This is a genomic window from Anaerotignum neopropionicum (assembly GCF_001571775.1).
GTDB classification, from domain to species: domain Bacteria; phylum Bacillota; class Clostridia; order Lachnospirales; family Anaerotignaceae; genus Chakrabartyella; species Chakrabartyella neopropionicum.
Map to the genome: position 1 here is coordinate 485,537 of NZ_LRVM01000001.1, position 16,280 is coordinate 501,816.

Below are 16,280 nucleotides of genomic sequence, written 5' to 3' on the forward strand. Positions count from 1 at the left end.
TATAGTGATGATAATTCAAATGATATCATAATACGCTGGGGATGGTAATAAAAAACATACCTTCTAGAAAAGGGAAGGTGTGTCTTTCTTTTTGCATAAAAATTTGTTATGATAATTAGAAGATTTCACATAATCATGTAGCTACATAAAAATTTGAAAGGGATCATGCCATGAAAGTATATAGTTGGAAAACTCTTTTGGTGAGTATAGTATTAGGTGGTGGATTTTTTGTATTTACCATCCTTCGTTTTAATGGTTTGGAGGATTTTGTGCAGCTGATCTTTTTGGCATATTACATCATAGACGGACTCTGTGTTTCATTTTCAGAGGATTGCTATAAAGAATATGTTAAGCGTGTGGAAAGAGCAAAACGGGTTAATGGAAAGCTATTCGGAAAATTTACCTTTCTTGTGCGGTGGAGTCCAATGTTTTTTATAGTATTGGGCTTTTGCGTTGTAATGCTGTTGCCAACTTGGGAATGGTTTTTATGGCTTTGCCTGTTATCTGCCTTGGCTTCTGGTATTTATATTTCCACGGTTTATAGAAAGCATATGAAAATTGAAGAGGAGGAGGAACAAATAGCTTCTGAAAAATCGGATGACAGCCACACCATATAATGCGAAGCTGAAATTTTTTTATTGTTCATATCTAAGAAAGGCCTCCTGCATGGGAAGTTCTTTGCTGTCCTGGGAATTTGATGCGCAAAACCCCGCGGTCTGACTGTGCTTATGACAAGAGATTTTATTGCAGTATAACGCCAATAAAAAGGTATGCAAGAGTATATGAACCCATATATGGCTTTTTGTTTTATCTATGATAAAATAGTACAAAGACTATTTGAATGCTGCAAGGAGAATTATTATGAAAAAATTGTTGTTTCTTTGTTGTACGCTATCCATGATACTTTTTTTATTTGGTTATTTAGTTAATCAAGCAAAGATACCAAAAGAAAAATATAGCATGAGTGGTTCTGTATCTTTAGGCGTTGCGGAGGATGAGAGCTTAGATAAAACGAAGGTCATATATTCTGTTGTGATTAAAGGGAGCAAGGAGGATATTGAAAATATCGATGTTCAAGAACCATTAATTAACATGGAATATGATAAGTTCATGTTGGAAAACGGTCCCCATAATGCAGAGATGAAAGACGCAGAAACGAAAAATCCATATTTGGAAATTGGGGGAAGCTTTGTGTTTGATACCCATGATAAAACCAAAGAAGAAATCGATGGCATGAAGTTGTTTCAAGGCATCAAAATAATTGATCAGGATAAAGAAGAATATACTTTGAATTTTAATATTAATCCAACGAAATGACATGCAGCGAGGAATTGCCTGTATTTGTTTGTGTTAAGGATTCAAAAAAAGACATGTATGGAATTGAACGCACACATGCTTTTTTTATTTATGGTAGAATGAAATAAATCAGAGCAAAGACAAACCTTGGGCGTTGGGTCAGGAATTTTGCTCCCAAAACGATCAGTGTGTGAGGGCAGCGTTTTCTTGGCTGTTTTATCCCAAACCCAAGTGCTTTTTGAAAAAAGCAAGACCAAAAACTTATATTAAAACCGCATATTCATGGGTTTTTAGATGGGTCAATGATACATAGGCCAAACAGATGAGTTCCTGCGACCAGAGGTCTTGAAATCCCCTATTTTCCTTAGATGAGCATAGCTCATCCTGTGGATGCCATTCGGGAAGCTCTTTGTTTCCCAACCCCTTCCGTTATAAAAAATGACTTTATGAAAAATCTAAGCCGAAAGCCTTATAAATTAAGGTTTTCGGCTTTTTTTATGTCCCTACACAGCCTTCCGCCAACCCTTGGGTGGTTTTTTCGAGAAAAATGTGCTCAGCTGATTTTTGCAAAGAATTCACCCCTGAAAAAATAAAAATACCCGTTGACAATGTAATATTATAATAATATAATACATTTAAACAAATAGCTGTAATACACATGGAGGTAGACAATATGGATAAGAAGCAAGAAGAAATGTATGCAATTCTAAAAAAAGAACTTGCACCTGCCCTTGGTTGTACAGGGCCTACAGCCGTTTCTTATGTGGCGGCAGAAGCTGCAACCGCCGTTGGGGGAAAGCCGTTAAAGGTAGAAGTTAAGGTTGACCGGCATATTGGCACGAAAAACAGTGATGTGGGTATTCCGGGAACAAGTAGTGTAGGCTTGAAAATTGCTGCTGCCTTAGGGGCCATTGCCGGAGATGCACAGGCGGGTCTTAATGTTTTACATAAGGTGACAAAGGAGGATGAAGCCGTGGCGCAGGCTTTTTCAAAATCCGGCAATGTAAGCGTAATTCCTGATTTAGAAACAGATATTTTGGGCTTGTACATGGATTGCGTGGTTACAACGGATAAAGGGATTGGCCGTGCCATCGTTTTAAAAACACATACCAATTTGGTATACCGTGAGGCAAACGGCATAAAGCAGGTGGATATTCCTTTTGATCGTATTGCATCCATGAATGAAACGAAGGATGCAATGGCCCATTATGAAATTGCCGATTTTTATGCTTTTGCAACGCAAACGCCCATAGAGAAATTGGAATTTTTGAAAGAAGCTGTACAATTGAATAAAGCTCTGGCAGATGCTTGTTTTATGGGTGAGGCAAAGGGTGCTGGGTTTGGCATTTCTATGTTAAAGCATGCAGGAGAGGACATGGTAAAAAAAGCAAAGGCCATGACTGCTGCGGGAGCGGAAACAAGAATGATTGGGTATCCCCTGCCGGCAATGAGTTGTGCGACCAGCGGAAATGTTGGGATTACTGCTTCCCTTCCGTTAGTTAGCATGGCGGAGGATTTGAAATGTAAGGAGGAGCAGTTACTTCGTGCCCTGGCCATGAGCTTTTTAATGACGATTTGTGTAAAGAATCGTATTGGCCGTGTATCCTCCATGTGTGCATGTGTAACAGCTGCCTCCCAAGGGATAGCTGCTGGTGCAACTATGCTGCTTGGTGGAGATTTAGCCTGTATAAACAAAGCAATCAATAATACAATTGTAAACATTTTTGGCGTTGTTTGTGACGGGGCACGCCTAGCTTGTGCGTTAAAACTTGCTTCTGCGGCAGGTATTGCTATAGAATGTTCTATATTAGCCGTAGAGGGTGTGGAAACACCTTTGAATGAAGGGGTTGTTGGTGGAAATGCAGATATGTCTTTAAATTTTATGGGTAAATTTGCTCAGACGGGTATGGCAGAGTCGGACTTGGCATTATGCAAGGCACTGTACGAAAAACAACAGGCACAGGGTTAATTGATTTTTAGTAAACACCCTAGCGCTTTGTTGAAATGGGAGGAGGATAATATGGAATATTATGAGGGCATTAAAACGCCGGCACTAAGAATGATTTATCGGGCGATTATCTCAGTTCAACGATTTGTGTGCTATATTTGTGCAATAGCACTTCCGCTCATTATTACCTATCAAGTGGTTTTGCGTTATGTTCTGAAGGCACCTTTAATGGGCATTGAGGAGCTGTTAACTTTTTTCATTATTTGGCTTTATATGATGAGCGGTTCCGTTGCATCAGAGAGGCGCTGCCATATAGAGTGCGGTATTTTGACACTTTATATTAAAAATGAAAAAACAATAAAAATTTTTAAATGCTTTAAATCCATCTTTTCTTTCATAATTTGTGCATGGCTGACACGCTGGGCATTTTGGTATTTTCAATATTCCCTTGGCCTATGGAAGACAAGCGGTATTTTGAAAATTCCTATGTTTTTTGGTGAAAGCTCAATGTTTTTGGGTCTGGCATTCATGCTGTTTTTTGCAGCCTTAGAAGTGATTGATTCTATCCGAGAGCTAATCGCATTTTTAAAGGAGGGGAAAAGGGTATGAGTACGTTGGCTATTGTAGGGATTGATGTTATTTTACTGATTTTACTTCTTATGCTAAGTGTTCCGTTGCCCTATTGCTTTGGCGGAGCATTACTTTTCATCAGTATTGCCGCCAATGTGTCAATGAAAAGCATGATGTTGTGGGCATATTCCCAGTCTATAGGAACAGTTTTGCTGGCAAGTCCGCTTTTTATTTTAGCAGGTACATATATGGGCGGCAGTGGCGTGGCAAAAAAGCTTTTGGATCTTTGCGATGCGTTTGTTGGACGAATTAAAGGCGGCTTAGGCGTGGTAAGTGTTATTACCTGTGCCATCATTGGTGCAATTTCCGGCAGCGGTTTTACCGGTGTTGCCGCTACTGGGCCAATCATGATTCCCCGTATGGTGGAACAAGGCTATTCCCGGGGTTTTGCTACCGCATTGGTGACGGTATCCTCGGTACTTGGTTTGTTAATTCCTCCCAGTGCTATTATGATTATTTATGGCTGGATTACCGAAACCTCAATTCTTGCCTGCTTTTTGGCTACAGTTGGCCCGGGCATTTTGGTTATGATTTTATTTTGCGTTATTAATTTGGTTGAGTGCAGAAAGTTTGATTTAAAATTGATGCCTCCCATGTCCTTGAAGGAAAAAGCCGAGATCACGGGAAAGAGAACCGTTTCCGCAATTCCCGCACTGATGATGCCTGTGATTATTTTGGGCGGAATTTATTGTGGTGTATTCACACCTACCGAGGCGGCAGCGGTTGCTGCAATTTACAGCATACCTGTAGGGCTGTTTATTTATCGGGCAATGAAGCTAAGGGATATTAAGCAGATGACCTTTGATTCCATTTGTTCCATTGGTTCTATCATGGTTATGATTGTTTTTTGTCTTATGCTAAGCCAGACCTTTGTTATGCTTCAAGTACCTCAGGCCTTGATTCAAATAATATTTAACCTGACTACAAATAGAGTGATCATTTTGATACTTATGAATCTCTTTTTATTCCTTGTTGGTATGATTGTAAATGACTCAACGGGCATGCTGCTTTGTGCGCCATTGCTGCTGCCGTTGGTTCGAGAGCTGGGCATTTCCCCCATACATTTTAGCGCAATTATGGGTGTAAATCTTGCAATGGGGGGCGTAACACCTCCTTATGCCAGTATTCTTTACTTGGGTATGCGCATTGGTAAGTGTGAGTTTCAAGATATTTTGAAGCCGGCCATGAAATTATTGATATTTGGTTATGTTCCGGTTGTGTTTTTAACCTCTTTTTGGCCAGAGTTATCAATGTTTTTGCCAAAATTATTTGGTTTTGCATAGGATTCAAAAATCACAATAACAAAGGGGATGAGGCAGGAATAAAAGTGTTTACCATTGACGAAGGAAACGATCCATCTACTATGGCAGATACTGATGAAAAGGCACAAAAGAAAAAAATGTGCTTAAATGATTTTCTTCATTTAGGGGTAACAGGGACAAGGGTGTTGGCTTTTTTATTACAGGCGGATAAGCCTAAGAATTGGAGGAATGTATTATGAAAAAACTGCTAAGTTTACTACTTACATCAACGATGGTTTTGGCCTTGGCGGGCTGTGGTTCCGGCGCCGACTCCAGCAATCAGGCACAAGAGCAGAAAGAGGAACAAACAGTTACATTATCTTTGGCACATATAAGACCAGTAGGTTCTACTGCCGACTTGGCAATCCAGGCTTTTGCAGAGGAAGCAACAGAGCTTTCCGGCGGCACCTTGCAGTTTGAAGTATATCCTGCCAGCCAGCTGGGTGACTATACAACCGTTCAAGAGCGTGTAGGCATCGGGGATGTTGATATGCAAATTGCCAGTTTGGGCAGCAATCTGGACAAGGTTTTTGCCATGTCCAATGCAGCATATCTGTGCAGTACATGGGATGAAGCAAAGGTGATGTTTGCAGGGAATAGTCCTCTGATTGAAATTTACAAAGAGAAAATGGCAAAATATAATATGACCTATTTAGCTTCCTATCCTCTGTATTTTGGTGGTATTGCGCTAAATACCGATCCCGTGGATCCAACAAACCCCAATGCCCGTTCCGGTATTAAAATTCGTGTTCCAGCAATGTCAACCTTCGAGAAAACCGCCACAACCCTTGGGTATTTGGCAACGCCTTTGGCATCCTCCGAAATGTTTACTTCTATTCAGACGGGTGTAGTGAATGGCGCAATAGGGGCAGGTGCGGAAATGTATTATGGCAATTTATCCGGCTTGGTTAAATATTATTTGCCCATTAACGACCATTTTGAACAATGGTATATGTATATTAATACAGACAAGTGGAACAGCTTAAGTGATAATCAGCGCAATGCCCTTCAGACTGCTGCCGATAATATGCAAAAGGCAAGATGGGACGTTGCTGAAGGCGAAACCGATGAATATGAACAGAAATTACGCGACAGCGGCACAATTGTTGTGGATTACACAGATGAGCAATTAGGCGAGTTTGCCAAGGTTGTTCGTGAGGCTGTTTGGCCGGCGATTGCAGAGGAATATGGAACTGAGAATTTTGAAGCAGTAACAAATAGTATTAAGTAAAAAATTGAAAAGAGATACAGAAAAGCCACATAAATAAAGTGGCTTTTTTGTACCGCTAGATTTTCCCCAAAAAGGGCGGCGGAATCAATCAAGAGGGAATAAGCCTTTGACTTTGCAAAGCTTTTTACAATTTATTTTGAAAACGGGTGTTATTAACAATTTTTTGGCTGCTATTTTATGATTTTATGTGATGAGGTTTAAGGCAACGCCGCATAACTTTCAGCGGACGCTTTGTGTACCCATCTGTTTACAGCTGGGTACATAGAATTATGCAGTTTTGCCTTAAACTTATTAAAATAAATATGCGTTTTCATTATGTTATTGTACTTTTATATCAAATATTTTTATACAAAATGGCTTCGCTGCAACAAAGCTTTGTTGATATGCTCTTACCAGTGCTTCTGCAGGCATATGAGCCAAGTTTTGTTGGAAATTTTTAGCGCTCAATAACGGCAAATGATTGGAGGTTATTTATGAGTACTAGTATTTTTGAAATTATAGGCCCAACGATGATCGGGCCATCCAGCTCTCATACGGCAGGCATGGTTCGCATTGGAAGGATGACACACAGGATTGTGGATGGGGACATTCGGTATATCAATATTGAATTCAGCCCCATGTTGCGAACCACCTATCATGGACATCGTTCAGATGCGGCTTTGATTGGGGGCGTAATTGGCTTATGTGAAGGGGATATAGAAATCCGTGACGCAATCGAGCTGGCCCATGAAAAAGGGATTGAAACAAAAATTGATTTTTTGCCCGAGGGTCAATATCCTCAAAACACTGCTCGTCTTACCGTGGGTTGCAAGGATGGAAGGGAGGTTTCGGTTTTAGGCACTTCTGTGGGCGGTGGCAGCATAGTAATTGATGCTGTGGATGATGCCTGCCTGCGGATTATGCCCGAGGCATATCATATCATTCTTTGGAGTGGGGATGCCTTGGATTTACCCCAATCAGAGGCTGTCGTTCAAAGGGGTGAGGGTAAAAAAGGAATGATTACCTGCCTTACCTTTTCCGCCATGCCTTCGGAGGCCTTTGTTGCACACCTTGGGGAATGTAAAGGTATTACAGCATTGAAAATCATTCCTCCCATTCTTGCGTATGGGGTGACTTTAACAGACGAGAAATATGAAAGCTGTTTGGATTTATGCCGCGTGGCTGAAGAAAAAGGACTGACAATTTCAGACTTGGCGGTGGGCTACGAGATGAAACGGTCGGGATTTTCCCAAGAATACATTTGCAATGAAATGCATCAGCTTTTAAAAACAATGAAAAAGTCTGTGGAAGAGGGTGAAAAGCCCAATAGGCTGTTATATGGATTGGCGTCTGGTAAAGATGGGAAGCTGTTAAATAACGCAGTGATGGAGGGGAAAACAATTTCCGGGGGTATTGTCCCTTTGGCTGTTTCTCGTGCCATCGGGGTTATGGAATACAATGCTTCCATGGGCATTATTGTAGCGGCGCCCACAGCAGGCTCATCAGGCATTGTGCCGGGTTGCTTTATTACATTGCAAAAGGAATACGGTTTTTCCGATGAGGAAATTGTGAATGCCCTTTTTGTATGTGGAATCATGGGGGTAATCATGGCGCATCGAAAGGTGTCTTTTTCCGGCTCTGTTGGCGGCTGCCAGGGTGAGGTAGGGGTATCCAGTGCAATTTCAGCAGCGGGCATGGTAAGCCTGTTTACCAAAAATCCTACGAAAATTGTCCATGGAATGGCCTTGTGCCTTAAAAATCTTCTTGGGTTGGTATGCGATCCAATTGCAGGGCCCATTGAAATTCCTTGTATTAAGCGCAATGCAGTGGGTGTGGCAAATGCATTTATTTCCGCAGATATGGCACTGGCCGGAATAGAAAGCTTTATTCCACCGGATGAGGTCATTGATGCCTTGGTGGATGTGGAGGAACGTCTGCCTCAGGAATTAAAGTGTGCTACGGTAGGCGGTTTGGCTTGCACCTGTACGGCAAAAAAAATAAGAGAAAAACTGTCGGGCAATGAATGAAAATAATCTATAGTTTAAAATAGGATACTATGTTATAATGAATAAAATATGGATAAAAACTACATTATCTCTAATAACATTTGAAGAAATAATATTGCTGTGATCAAGTCATCTCATAACACTTTTACCTAATTTTTGCTGCATGTGGGCTTACTTGGTAATACTGTAAGGCTTCTGTAATTGATGGGGCGAAAATGTTTTTTGAAGTATAATTCAAGAAAAGAGTATAAATTAGAAAAGAAGTTTCTCAGTATGATGGGAGTTTTTTTGGATGAGCTTCTCTTGGGATAAGAGGAATATCTATCAGACCAAGGGGTTGCAAACATAATGGCATTTGTCATAAAATTTAGATACGGAAATAATTAATATAGGGGGGTTTTGTTGTGAAGGCTATAAAACGCCAATCTCTGTCTGAACAGGTGGTTGAATCTATTTTTAAATATATTAAGGATAACAATCTGAAGGCCGGAGATCAAATTCCAACAGAAAGCGAATTTGCTGAATTTTTTCAAGTCAGTCGTACCAGCATTCGTGAGGCCATGAAGGCGTTGAGCATTAATGGAGTGGTTTCATCCACGCCGGGGAAAGGAACCTTTTTGCAGCCGAAGGCCATGAATACAGTCATAGGAGAGGATGGAACATTACAAACACAGGCGCGGGCAACAATTGCGCAGATTATGGAGATCCGTACACCTTTGGAGGTTTTAGCCATTGGATTGGCTGCCCAAAGAGGAACGGAGAAGGATTTTGAAGAATTGGAAGAAATTACGCACCAATACAGAGAAGCGGTTTTAGCCAAAGCCGGTTGGGTACAATGGGGTACGAAATTTCATACAAAAATAGCCGAGATGAGCGGGAATCCCCTTCTTATTTCTAACCTTCGCTTTTTGGGCGATACGGTTGAGCAATACAGGGAAAATATGGCTACGTTTTATGAGGATAAGTCCTATTATATTGAAAGCCATAAACGCATATGTGAGGCTTTGCGTTGCCGCGATGTAGAGGCGGCACAGGCAGAGATGCAAAGGCATATGCATATGACAGAAGATGTGCTGAGTATGATTGTTGATGAGAAAAATGCAACAGAATTTCTTCCTCATTAATAAGTTTTTGTTTCTAAAATAACAGAACTCTTTATTGCGGGAACGAATTTTTGGGGCAAAGTATGCATATAGTACCACCCAGCCTTTGCCCATAAGCTTGTCTTTTAAGAACAAATTTCAGTGGATGCCACATAAAATGAGTAGTTTGCTACAAAGGCCAGATGTTTGTCTGGTCTTTTTTTATGGGGGAAACCACACCCTACCAAAGTTGTATCTGTGAATTTCAATGCAAACATGACTTTTTGTTTTATTTGTAGTAAAATAAAGGTAAGACTGTTTTGATAGACCGTCGTAAGGCAAAACAAACGGGCAAGGAGAAGTAACGGAATGAAAAAAATGAGAAAATACATTTCAACAATATTGTTTGTTGTGTGTCTTTTATACTTTGTATGGATGATGCTTGACTATAACGGAATTACCATTCACAAAAAAATTGACCACACAATATCAACGGGAATCTATGCAGATGGTGTGCAGGTGGGGGAAACATCCGTAACGATTTCCGGGAAATACTATCCTCACTTATTGCGTGAAGATAGCTTTTGGGGTAAATTTTCTGTGGCAGAAGTGCCTGAAACGGAAAATGATTCGTTAAATGCTGAAATTACTTGGTACGAGGAGAAGATAGATGGCGTGCATTATGAATATCAGTTGATTACCTTTCACAGCAATCAAGTTGGCAGCGCATACATAGAAGAAACGGGAGGAGCCTTCATGCTTTCTATGAACCGCAGCATGGATGAGATGGTATGGGCGATAGACGCTGATCGTGTGCTTGCAACTTCAGCCCAGGCGTATCAAAACTATGTTGAGAAGCAGCATCAGTAAATTTATATTTGAACGCCAATAAAAAGGGCACAGTGTTTAAGAAATTTCCATTGTTTCTTAATAATCGAAGGGTGTACAGCGTTTCACAAAAAGTCATGGATGAGAAAATGTATATATGCAGGGTCTTTTGCAAGATTTATTATGAAATTTGGTAAAGGGGATCTATAATTCGAGGTGCAAGTATGAAAGAGAAAAAAGCAATGAAAATAGCGGTTGTATGCATAATTGGGCTTTGGATGCTTTCAAAAATCCCATTTAACCAAAATATAAAGCAAGAAGTTTCTGCGAATATATACCAAAACGGAGGGGTAACGGGCAAGACAACCGTTGTTATAGATGGAGAGAAAAGCAACTACCTCTTTCGTGACGATGAAGGATTCTACGGAAAATTTTATATTCTATCCTATGAAAAAACAGGCAGAGAAAATATGGTTGCAGGCATTCGTTGGCGTAACGGTGAAAATGTACAGCAACTGATGTATTCTCAAAACGGGACCTTTCCTTCTATGGATATAATATCTACCATCCTTACCAATGATAAAATAACACAATTTGCAGTAATGCTTACAGATGGTACTGTCATTGCAACATCTGATGAAATCTATCAGCTTTATACAAAATATATCTCTTATGATTCTGATACAAGGATTACACATATTGAACGTGTGAATGAAATCCCCAAAATTGAATGACAAAACAATTTTATGATAAACCGTGTAGAGTAAAACGCCTAAGTCAGGTACCATAAATTGAAAAAAGGATGGGCAGCAAAAGCCATGGTTTGTGATGGCCAAAGCTTGACCATTGCGCAAAGAAAGCAAAGATGGAATTGATTTTTTTTTAAATGTTTTCTTTTTGTGTATATTTTATTGATGGTAATACTTGACAAGGAGAAAAGTAAGTGATATAAAAAGAATAAGAAGCAGTCGATATAATCCGTTAGGTACCTTCGTTTTTAAGACAATCTAAAAACGATGTATTTTTTTGGGATATGGTTAGCTTTAACTAACCTACAAAAAGGATTGCTTTCCATAAATGATTTTAAAGGGGTTAGAAAAACACTCTCACACTATGAAATCCATAGTACAGGGGCGATTTGATGTGCCATTCAATACTTAGTAATCCATGTTTATTGCAGCAGATATTGCAGAAGGCATGGATTTCATTTAGTGCTGGGGTTAGCGTTGGCTAACACTTGTTGCCGAAGGGAAAGTCTTGATAAGAGCAGTATCAAGTCGAAAAAATTGGAACAAAGAGAGGATGAGGTACAGATGCAAAAGAAACGAATGCTGTCTTGGGTGCTAACGGCTTCCATGGCGTTGTCACTGATGCCCACAATGGCATTGGCGGCGGATTTCCCCGGGGAGGGGAGCGGAACAAGAAATGATCCTTACCTGATTGGTACAGTGGAAGAACTGGACGCCATGCGGGAGGATTTGGGCGGCTACTACCGACTGGAAAACGATATTGATCTGTCTGAAACGGATTGGACTCCCGTTGGAGCCTATAGGCCCGATCCCTATGATTCGTCCGGCGAAGCGCCCGATGAGGAATATGCTTTTCATGGTACCTTTGATGGCAATGGGTACACAATCAGCGGCTTGACCGTTGAAGATGAGAGTATGTGTGTCGGCTTGTTTGGCGTTGTGGCAAATGCCACGGTGGAAAACTTCATTATTGAAGATGCCACCATTTCCGGCAATACCATGGCTGCTGCAGCCATCGGCTATGCCTATCACTCTACAATAGACGACGTAGATCTGTCCGGTGCCAATACCATTACCGGCTTTGTGGACAGTGGAACAATGCCCCCGAATATGCTGGCGGGTGTTGTGGGCGCAGGTATAGACACCACCATTTTAAATTGTGACGTTACCGGAACCACCATGACAATGGAGGTAATCGAAGATGCGAGTATGCTGGGTACCAATGTTCACGACATCGGCTTGGTGGGCGGCGGCTTAGAGGGTTGCAATCTGGAGAATTGTACAGCGGATGATAGCAGTATTGCCGTGGACGGTGATTATTGCTTCGGCATTGGCGGCTTGTCCGGCTGCGCCATTTCCGCTGAATATATTATGAATTGTGAAGTGATGGATGTAACCATAACAGTGGGCGACTATGCTTATCTGATAGGCGGGCTGATGGGTTATGTGGGACAGGATGGGGAAAATCCTGCAACGGAGATTTCCAACTGCTCCGCAGGGGTGGACCTCACCGTAGGAAATGATTCTGCAAGAGTGGGCGGATTGATTGGCGGCGGATTCTACCTTGATGCGTACAAAGCCTTTTATCCCATACCCACACGTTTTAAGCTGGCAAATTGTGCAACGGATGGCAGCATATCAGCGGGAGCAGGTAGTGAAGCAGTAGGTACTCTTGTGGGGTATGCTTGCCTGTGCAATATTGAAAATTGCAATAGCGATATGACAGGCGTGTCGGATATGGTGGGCTTTGACCAGCCGCTCTTTGACGGCGGCGACGGTTCGACTGACGATCCATATGAAATTGCCAGTGCGGCACAGCTGTATGCTATGCGCTATGATTTGGAGGCAAGCTATAAGCTGACAGACAATATTGATTTAAATGATTTGGTGTTAAATATGGGCGAAGGACATGTGTATAACAGCTGGAAGCCCATCGGTATCTTAACCTATTCTAATGATGTGGATATGAGTAAGGTTTTCTCCGGCATCTTTGACGGTGACAATTATACTATTTCCAACGTAGATGTTACTACTGACGGGGATATGCTGGCAGTAGGCGGCATTTTTGCCTGCACAACAGGTACCATTGAAAATCTTACCTTGGAAAATGTGACTGTTACAGGGGATGAAACCACCATGGCAACCGGCGGTGTGGTTGGTTATGCCATGGATGGTACAGTTTCAGGCGTTATCTTGACAGGCACCAACACCATTACAGGCACGAACTGCGTCGGCGGTATTGTGGGCGGAAGTGAAGGGGCAATCAGCGATTGTACAGTGTCGGCGGAAGGAGGCACCGAAATTATTGTCATTGGTGACAACGATTTTTTCGATGGTCGTATCATTCAGTGTGATATCGCAGAGTGCGGCGGTCTTATCGTAGGCGGCGGCTTTGGTGGCAGTGTTATCGATTGTGATGCAACGGGAACAATTACGGCAAATGGGCAGGATCCTGTGGGCCTTGGCGGCATCGGCGGCTGCCTGCAATGCATGGCGGAAATTTCGGGAAATACAGCCAATGTTACCATCAATACCACCAATGGCGGTCATGCTATCGGCGGTTTATGCGGCTTTGCCGGTATGGGCGATGATGGCAAAGGCACAGTAGCTGATCCTAGCGAAATTTCAAATTGTGATGTTGCGGTTCATATTAATGCGCCCAATGCCACACATGTAGGCGGCTTGGTAGGTACAGGTCTTTACTACTATGGCATGGAGGATCGTTTTAATGTTACAAATTGCTCTGTAACGGGTACTATCATTGGGGGAACAGATGAAACCTCTGTTTTTGGCGCATCAACACCCGGTGCAGTGGCAGGCCGTGCAGTGGGCTGTGATGTAGACGGCTGCACATTTGATGGCCTTACCATAAATGGCGTTGCCGCAGAAAATAAAATCGGCACCACCGGCCTTATGTACGAAAGCGCAGATCAGTATGATGATGATGTCAGCGGCGCTTTGCTGTATGGCTTGACAGATACCTATCAGGAATTGTTTGGTGATGATGCCACCTTTAACGAAGATTACAACCTCTACTGGTATGACTACGCTGCAACTATTGTTGGTGCGGATAACGCTGATGCCACAGTAGCGCAGTTGAAAAATCATATTAGCGGTACCCTATATGGACAAGAAGCCGAGGCGGCTTACGCAGAAAACCCCGAAAGCATTCGGTTCTTCTGCGGCTTTACCGGAGAGGTTGCAACCATTACCTTTAACGGCTCCCAGATCAGCGGTAAAGATGCTGATGGTGAAGAGCTTTTCTCCCATCCTTACCAATATGTAGGTGAGGATCATATATACTATGGTACATCTCCAGTTATGGATGCATGGGTATTCCAAAGTCTGGATGATAATGAGGATCAGTTCAAGTATTTCTTTATGTGTGGTGATACACCGGATACTACCTACCATATTGAGTTCCGTTATGGCAGTGAACGCGGCGATAATTTGAACCAGTTTGCCAAGGGAGATTGTGCTTACTGGCTGGCAGCAGGCATTCCCACCAGTGCATTGAAGGATCCTGAGGAAACCTTATTAAGAAATGGAATTGCACTGTTCTGCTTGGAAAATATGGATTATACTGCTCCTCGTACTACCGCATCCCTGTCCCAAATCAGCGACTTGGTAGGCACATGGGATTATTATGTTAATGGACAGACCATGTCAGATAAGCTGTATTTCACAGTGGATGCAAAGGGCAACGGGCACACCTATTACAATGGGCAAAATGCCTCCAATTATCAGGTTTTTGCCTATGACAACGATGGCTCCAGCGACACAAAATCCGGAATTTATGCAGCTTATGTAACCGGCAGTGATGAAGATGAAGTGAAGTGGGCAAACTATAGCATTACAACGAGTGGCGGAAAAACCATTTTCACCCTTACAGGCGAAGAAGATGGGGAAGCTTATGTTATTTCCTATGCAAAACGGACAAAAAAGAAGTCCAGTGATGACAGCACTTCCGGTGGTTCAACAGGTGGTTCCAGCACAACCACTACCCCCACTACCCCAACGACAAGTGATTCGGAAACAGAATTCTCTGTGTCTGTTTCCGGCAGTACTGCAACAGTTGTGGCTACAGATGGGCAGCTAAAAGAGATTGCTTCCAGCAAAGATACGGTTAAGATTGACGTATCCAAGCTGAAGGTGGATGAGGTGTTAATCCCTCAGAAGATTATTTCTGCAACAGAGGAAGCTTCCGGCACCAAGGGTCTTGAAGTGGCATTGCCTGAAGGCACCGTTACTCTGGATAAGGAGGCATTAGCCGCTGTGGCAGGCAAGGGCGATATTAAGATTTCTGTGGAAGCCGTTTCCCCTGCCCAGCTTTCTGATGCGCAAAAAGCTGTACTTGGAAAGCAGACGGAAACTGCCCTTGTGGTGGATGTAAATCTTTATGCAGGCGGCACCAAAATTAGTACATTCGGTGATGGGGAAATTAGTGTTTCTGTTCCTTACACACTGCAATCCGGCGAAAGTGCTGATAGTATCACAGTATGGTTTGTAAAGGATGATGGTACCATTGAACCCAAGGAAGCAAAATATAACGCTTCTGCGGGCAGCGTGGAATTTACTACCAACCATCTTTCCCAGTACCTAATTTTGAGCTTCCCCTTCCTGGATGTAACGGAGGATGCTTGGTATTATGGCAGCGTGGCGTATGCTTACAATAACAGCCTGTTTGCCGGTACTGGAGCAACCACGTTTGGCCCCGATGTTGCCATGACGCGCCAGATGATCTGGATGGTACTGGCTCGTATGGATGGCAAGGCTCCTGCCAATATGGAGGCGGCGCGTGCTTGGGCCATGGAAAACGGAATTTCCGATGGAACCAATCCCGCAGCATCCATCAATCGTGAGCAGATGGCATCCATCCTCTACCGCTATGCCCAGTACAAGGGCTATGACCTCAGCGGGGGAGAGGAAACCAATATTTCAAGCTTTAAGGATGCTTCCGGCATCAGTAAATACGCAATTCCCGCAATGCAGTGGGCATGCGGCGCAGGCCTTATTAAGGGAAGTGACAACAGTCTCATGCCCTCCGGCGGTGCTACCCGTGCCCAGGTTGCGGCAATTCTCCAGCGCTTTTGCCAAAACATGGAGAAGTAAGACGATTTTTAGGGGTTAGGCATCCCCAATAAGAAAACATGGTGTCCCTTAAGCTATTTATGACTTTTGGGGTACCATGTTTTTTGTTTATAAGCCAATGGGTTTTAGGAATTACAAG

Annotated in this window: 12 protein-coding genes; all 12 read left to right on the plus strand. The window is 42.6% G+C overall.

Going from position 1 to position 16,280, the window contains the following annotated elements; translation table 11 throughout:
- The first annotated feature begins 170 nt into the window (after positions 1 to 170).
- The 12 genes from CLNEO_RS02330 (at position 171) to CLNEO_RS02385 (ending at position 16,162) form a co-directional block, all read left to right on the plus strand.
- Entirely contained in the window at positions 171 to 617 is a 447-nt protein-coding gene (locus CLNEO_RS02330; RefSeq protein WP_066083801.1) for a hypothetical protein, read from the plus strand.
- Between the two features lie 244 nt (positions 618 to 861).
- Positions 862 to 1,317 carry a hypothetical protein gene (locus CLNEO_RS02335; RefSeq protein WP_066083804.1) on the plus strand — a complete coding sequence of 152 codons (456 nt, stop codon included), beginning with the start codon at positions 862 to 864 and terminating at the stop codon, positions 1,315 to 1,317.
- 652 nt (positions 1,318 to 1,969) lie between these two features.
- Complete coding sequence (locus CLNEO_RS02345; protein ID WP_066083808.1) at positions 1,970 to 3,265, plus strand: L-serine ammonia-lyase, iron-sulfur-dependent, subunit alpha; 1,296 nt, start codon at positions 1,970 to 1,972, stop codon at positions 3,263 to 3,265.
- A 51-nt stretch (positions 3,266 to 3,316) separates the two neighbouring features.
- A complete protein-coding gene (locus CLNEO_RS02350) occupies positions 3,317 to 3,853 on the plus strand; it encodes a TRAP transporter small permease (RefSeq protein ID WP_066083810.1) in 537 nt (178 codons plus the stop codon).
- Positions 3,850 to 5,157, plus strand: coding sequence for a TRAP transporter large permease (locus tag CLNEO_RS02355; RefSeq protein WP_066083813.1), 1,308 nt, complete (start codon positions 3,850 to 3,852; stop codon positions 5,155 to 5,157). The genes CLNEO_RS02350 and CLNEO_RS02355 overlap by 4 nt, the downstream gene beginning before the upstream one ends.
- Before the next feature lie 44 nt (positions 5,158 to 5,201).
- Complete coding sequence (locus tag CLNEO_RS15670; RefSeq protein WP_157723449.1) at positions 5,202 to 5,375, plus strand: hypothetical protein; 174 nt, start codon at positions 5,202 to 5,204, stop codon at positions 5,373 to 5,375.
- Positions 5,372 to 6,406: a TRAP transporter substrate-binding protein DctP gene (gene dctP, locus CLNEO_RS02360; RefSeq protein WP_066083815.1), complete on the plus strand. Its 1,035-nt coding sequence runs from the start codon at positions 5,372 to 5,374 to the stop codon at positions 6,404 to 6,406. Before CLNEO_RS15670 ends, dctP begins: the two co-directional genes overlap by 4 nt.
- Positions 6,407 to 6,879: 473 nt before the next feature.
- Positions 6,880 to 8,412, plus strand: coding sequence for an L-serine ammonia-lyase, iron-sulfur-dependent, subunit alpha (gene sdaAA / locus CLNEO_RS02365; RefSeq protein ID WP_066083819.1), 1,533 nt, complete (start codon positions 6,880 to 6,882; stop codon positions 8,410 to 8,412).
- A gap of 383 nt (positions 8,413 to 8,795) precedes the next feature.
- Positions 8,796 to 9,515, plus strand: a complete 720-nt coding sequence (locus CLNEO_RS02370) for a FadR/GntR family transcriptional regulator (protein WP_066083821.1) — start codon at positions 8,796 to 8,798, stop codon at positions 9,513 to 9,515.
- Between the two features lie 327 nt (positions 9,516 to 9,842).
- Positions 9,843 to 10,343, plus strand: a complete 501-nt coding sequence (locus CLNEO_RS02375; protein WP_066083823.1) for a hypothetical protein — start codon at positions 9,843 to 9,845, stop codon at positions 10,341 to 10,343.
- Positions 10,344 to 10,525: 182 nt separating this feature from the next.
- Positions 10,526 to 11,035 (plus strand): hypothetical protein, encoded by a 510-nt coding sequence (locus CLNEO_RS02380; RefSeq protein ID WP_066083825.1) that lies wholly within the window; start codon positions 10,526 to 10,528, stop codon positions 11,033 to 11,035.
- 579 nt (positions 11,036 to 11,614) lie between these two features.
- Positions 11,615 to 16,162 carry a GLUG motif-containing protein gene (locus CLNEO_RS02385; protein ID WP_066083826.1) on the plus strand — a complete coding sequence of 1,516 codons (4,548 nt, stop codon included), beginning with the start codon at positions 11,615 to 11,617 and terminating at the stop codon, positions 16,160 to 16,162.
- Positions 16,163 to 16,280 lie beyond the last annotated feature (118 nt).

Bases quoted from the DNA above. Each gene is read 5' to 3' on its own strand.
- CLNEO_RS02330 (WP_066083801.1), top strand. From the start codon at position 171: ATGAAAGTATATAGTTGGAAAACTCTTTTGGTGAGTATAGTATTAGGT.
- CLNEO_RS02335 (WP_066083804.1), top strand. From the start codon at position 862: ATGAAAAAATTGTTGTTTCTTTGTTGTACGCTATCCATGATACTTTTT.
- CLNEO_RS02345 (WP_066083808.1), top strand. From the start codon at position 1,970: ATGGATAAGAAGCAAGAAGAAATGTATGCAATTCTAAAAAAAGAACTT.
- CLNEO_RS02350 (WP_066083810.1), top strand. From the start codon at position 3,317: ATGGAATATTATGAGGGCATTAAAACGCCGGCACTAAGAATGATTTAT.
- CLNEO_RS02355 (WP_066083813.1), top strand. From the start codon at position 3,850: ATGAGTACGTTGGCTATTGTAGGGATTGATGTTATTTTACTGATTTTA.
- dctP (WP_066083815.1), top strand. From the start codon at position 5,372: ATGAAAAAACTGCTAAGTTTACTACTTACATCAACGATGGTTTTGGCC.
- sdaAA (WP_066083819.1), top strand. From the start codon at position 6,880: ATGAGTACTAGTATTTTTGAAATTATAGGCCCAACGATGATCGGGCCA.
- CLNEO_RS02375 (WP_066083823.1), top strand. From the start codon at position 9,843: ATGAAAAAAATGAGAAAATACATTTCAACAATATTGTTTGTTGTGTGT.
- CLNEO_RS02380 (WP_066083825.1), top strand. From the start codon at position 10,526: ATGAAAGAGAAAAAAGCAATGAAAATAGCGGTTGTATGCATAATTGGG.
- CLNEO_RS02385 (WP_066083826.1), top strand. From the start codon at position 11,615: ATGCAAAAGAAACGAATGCTGTCTTGGGTGCTAACGGCTTCCATGGCG.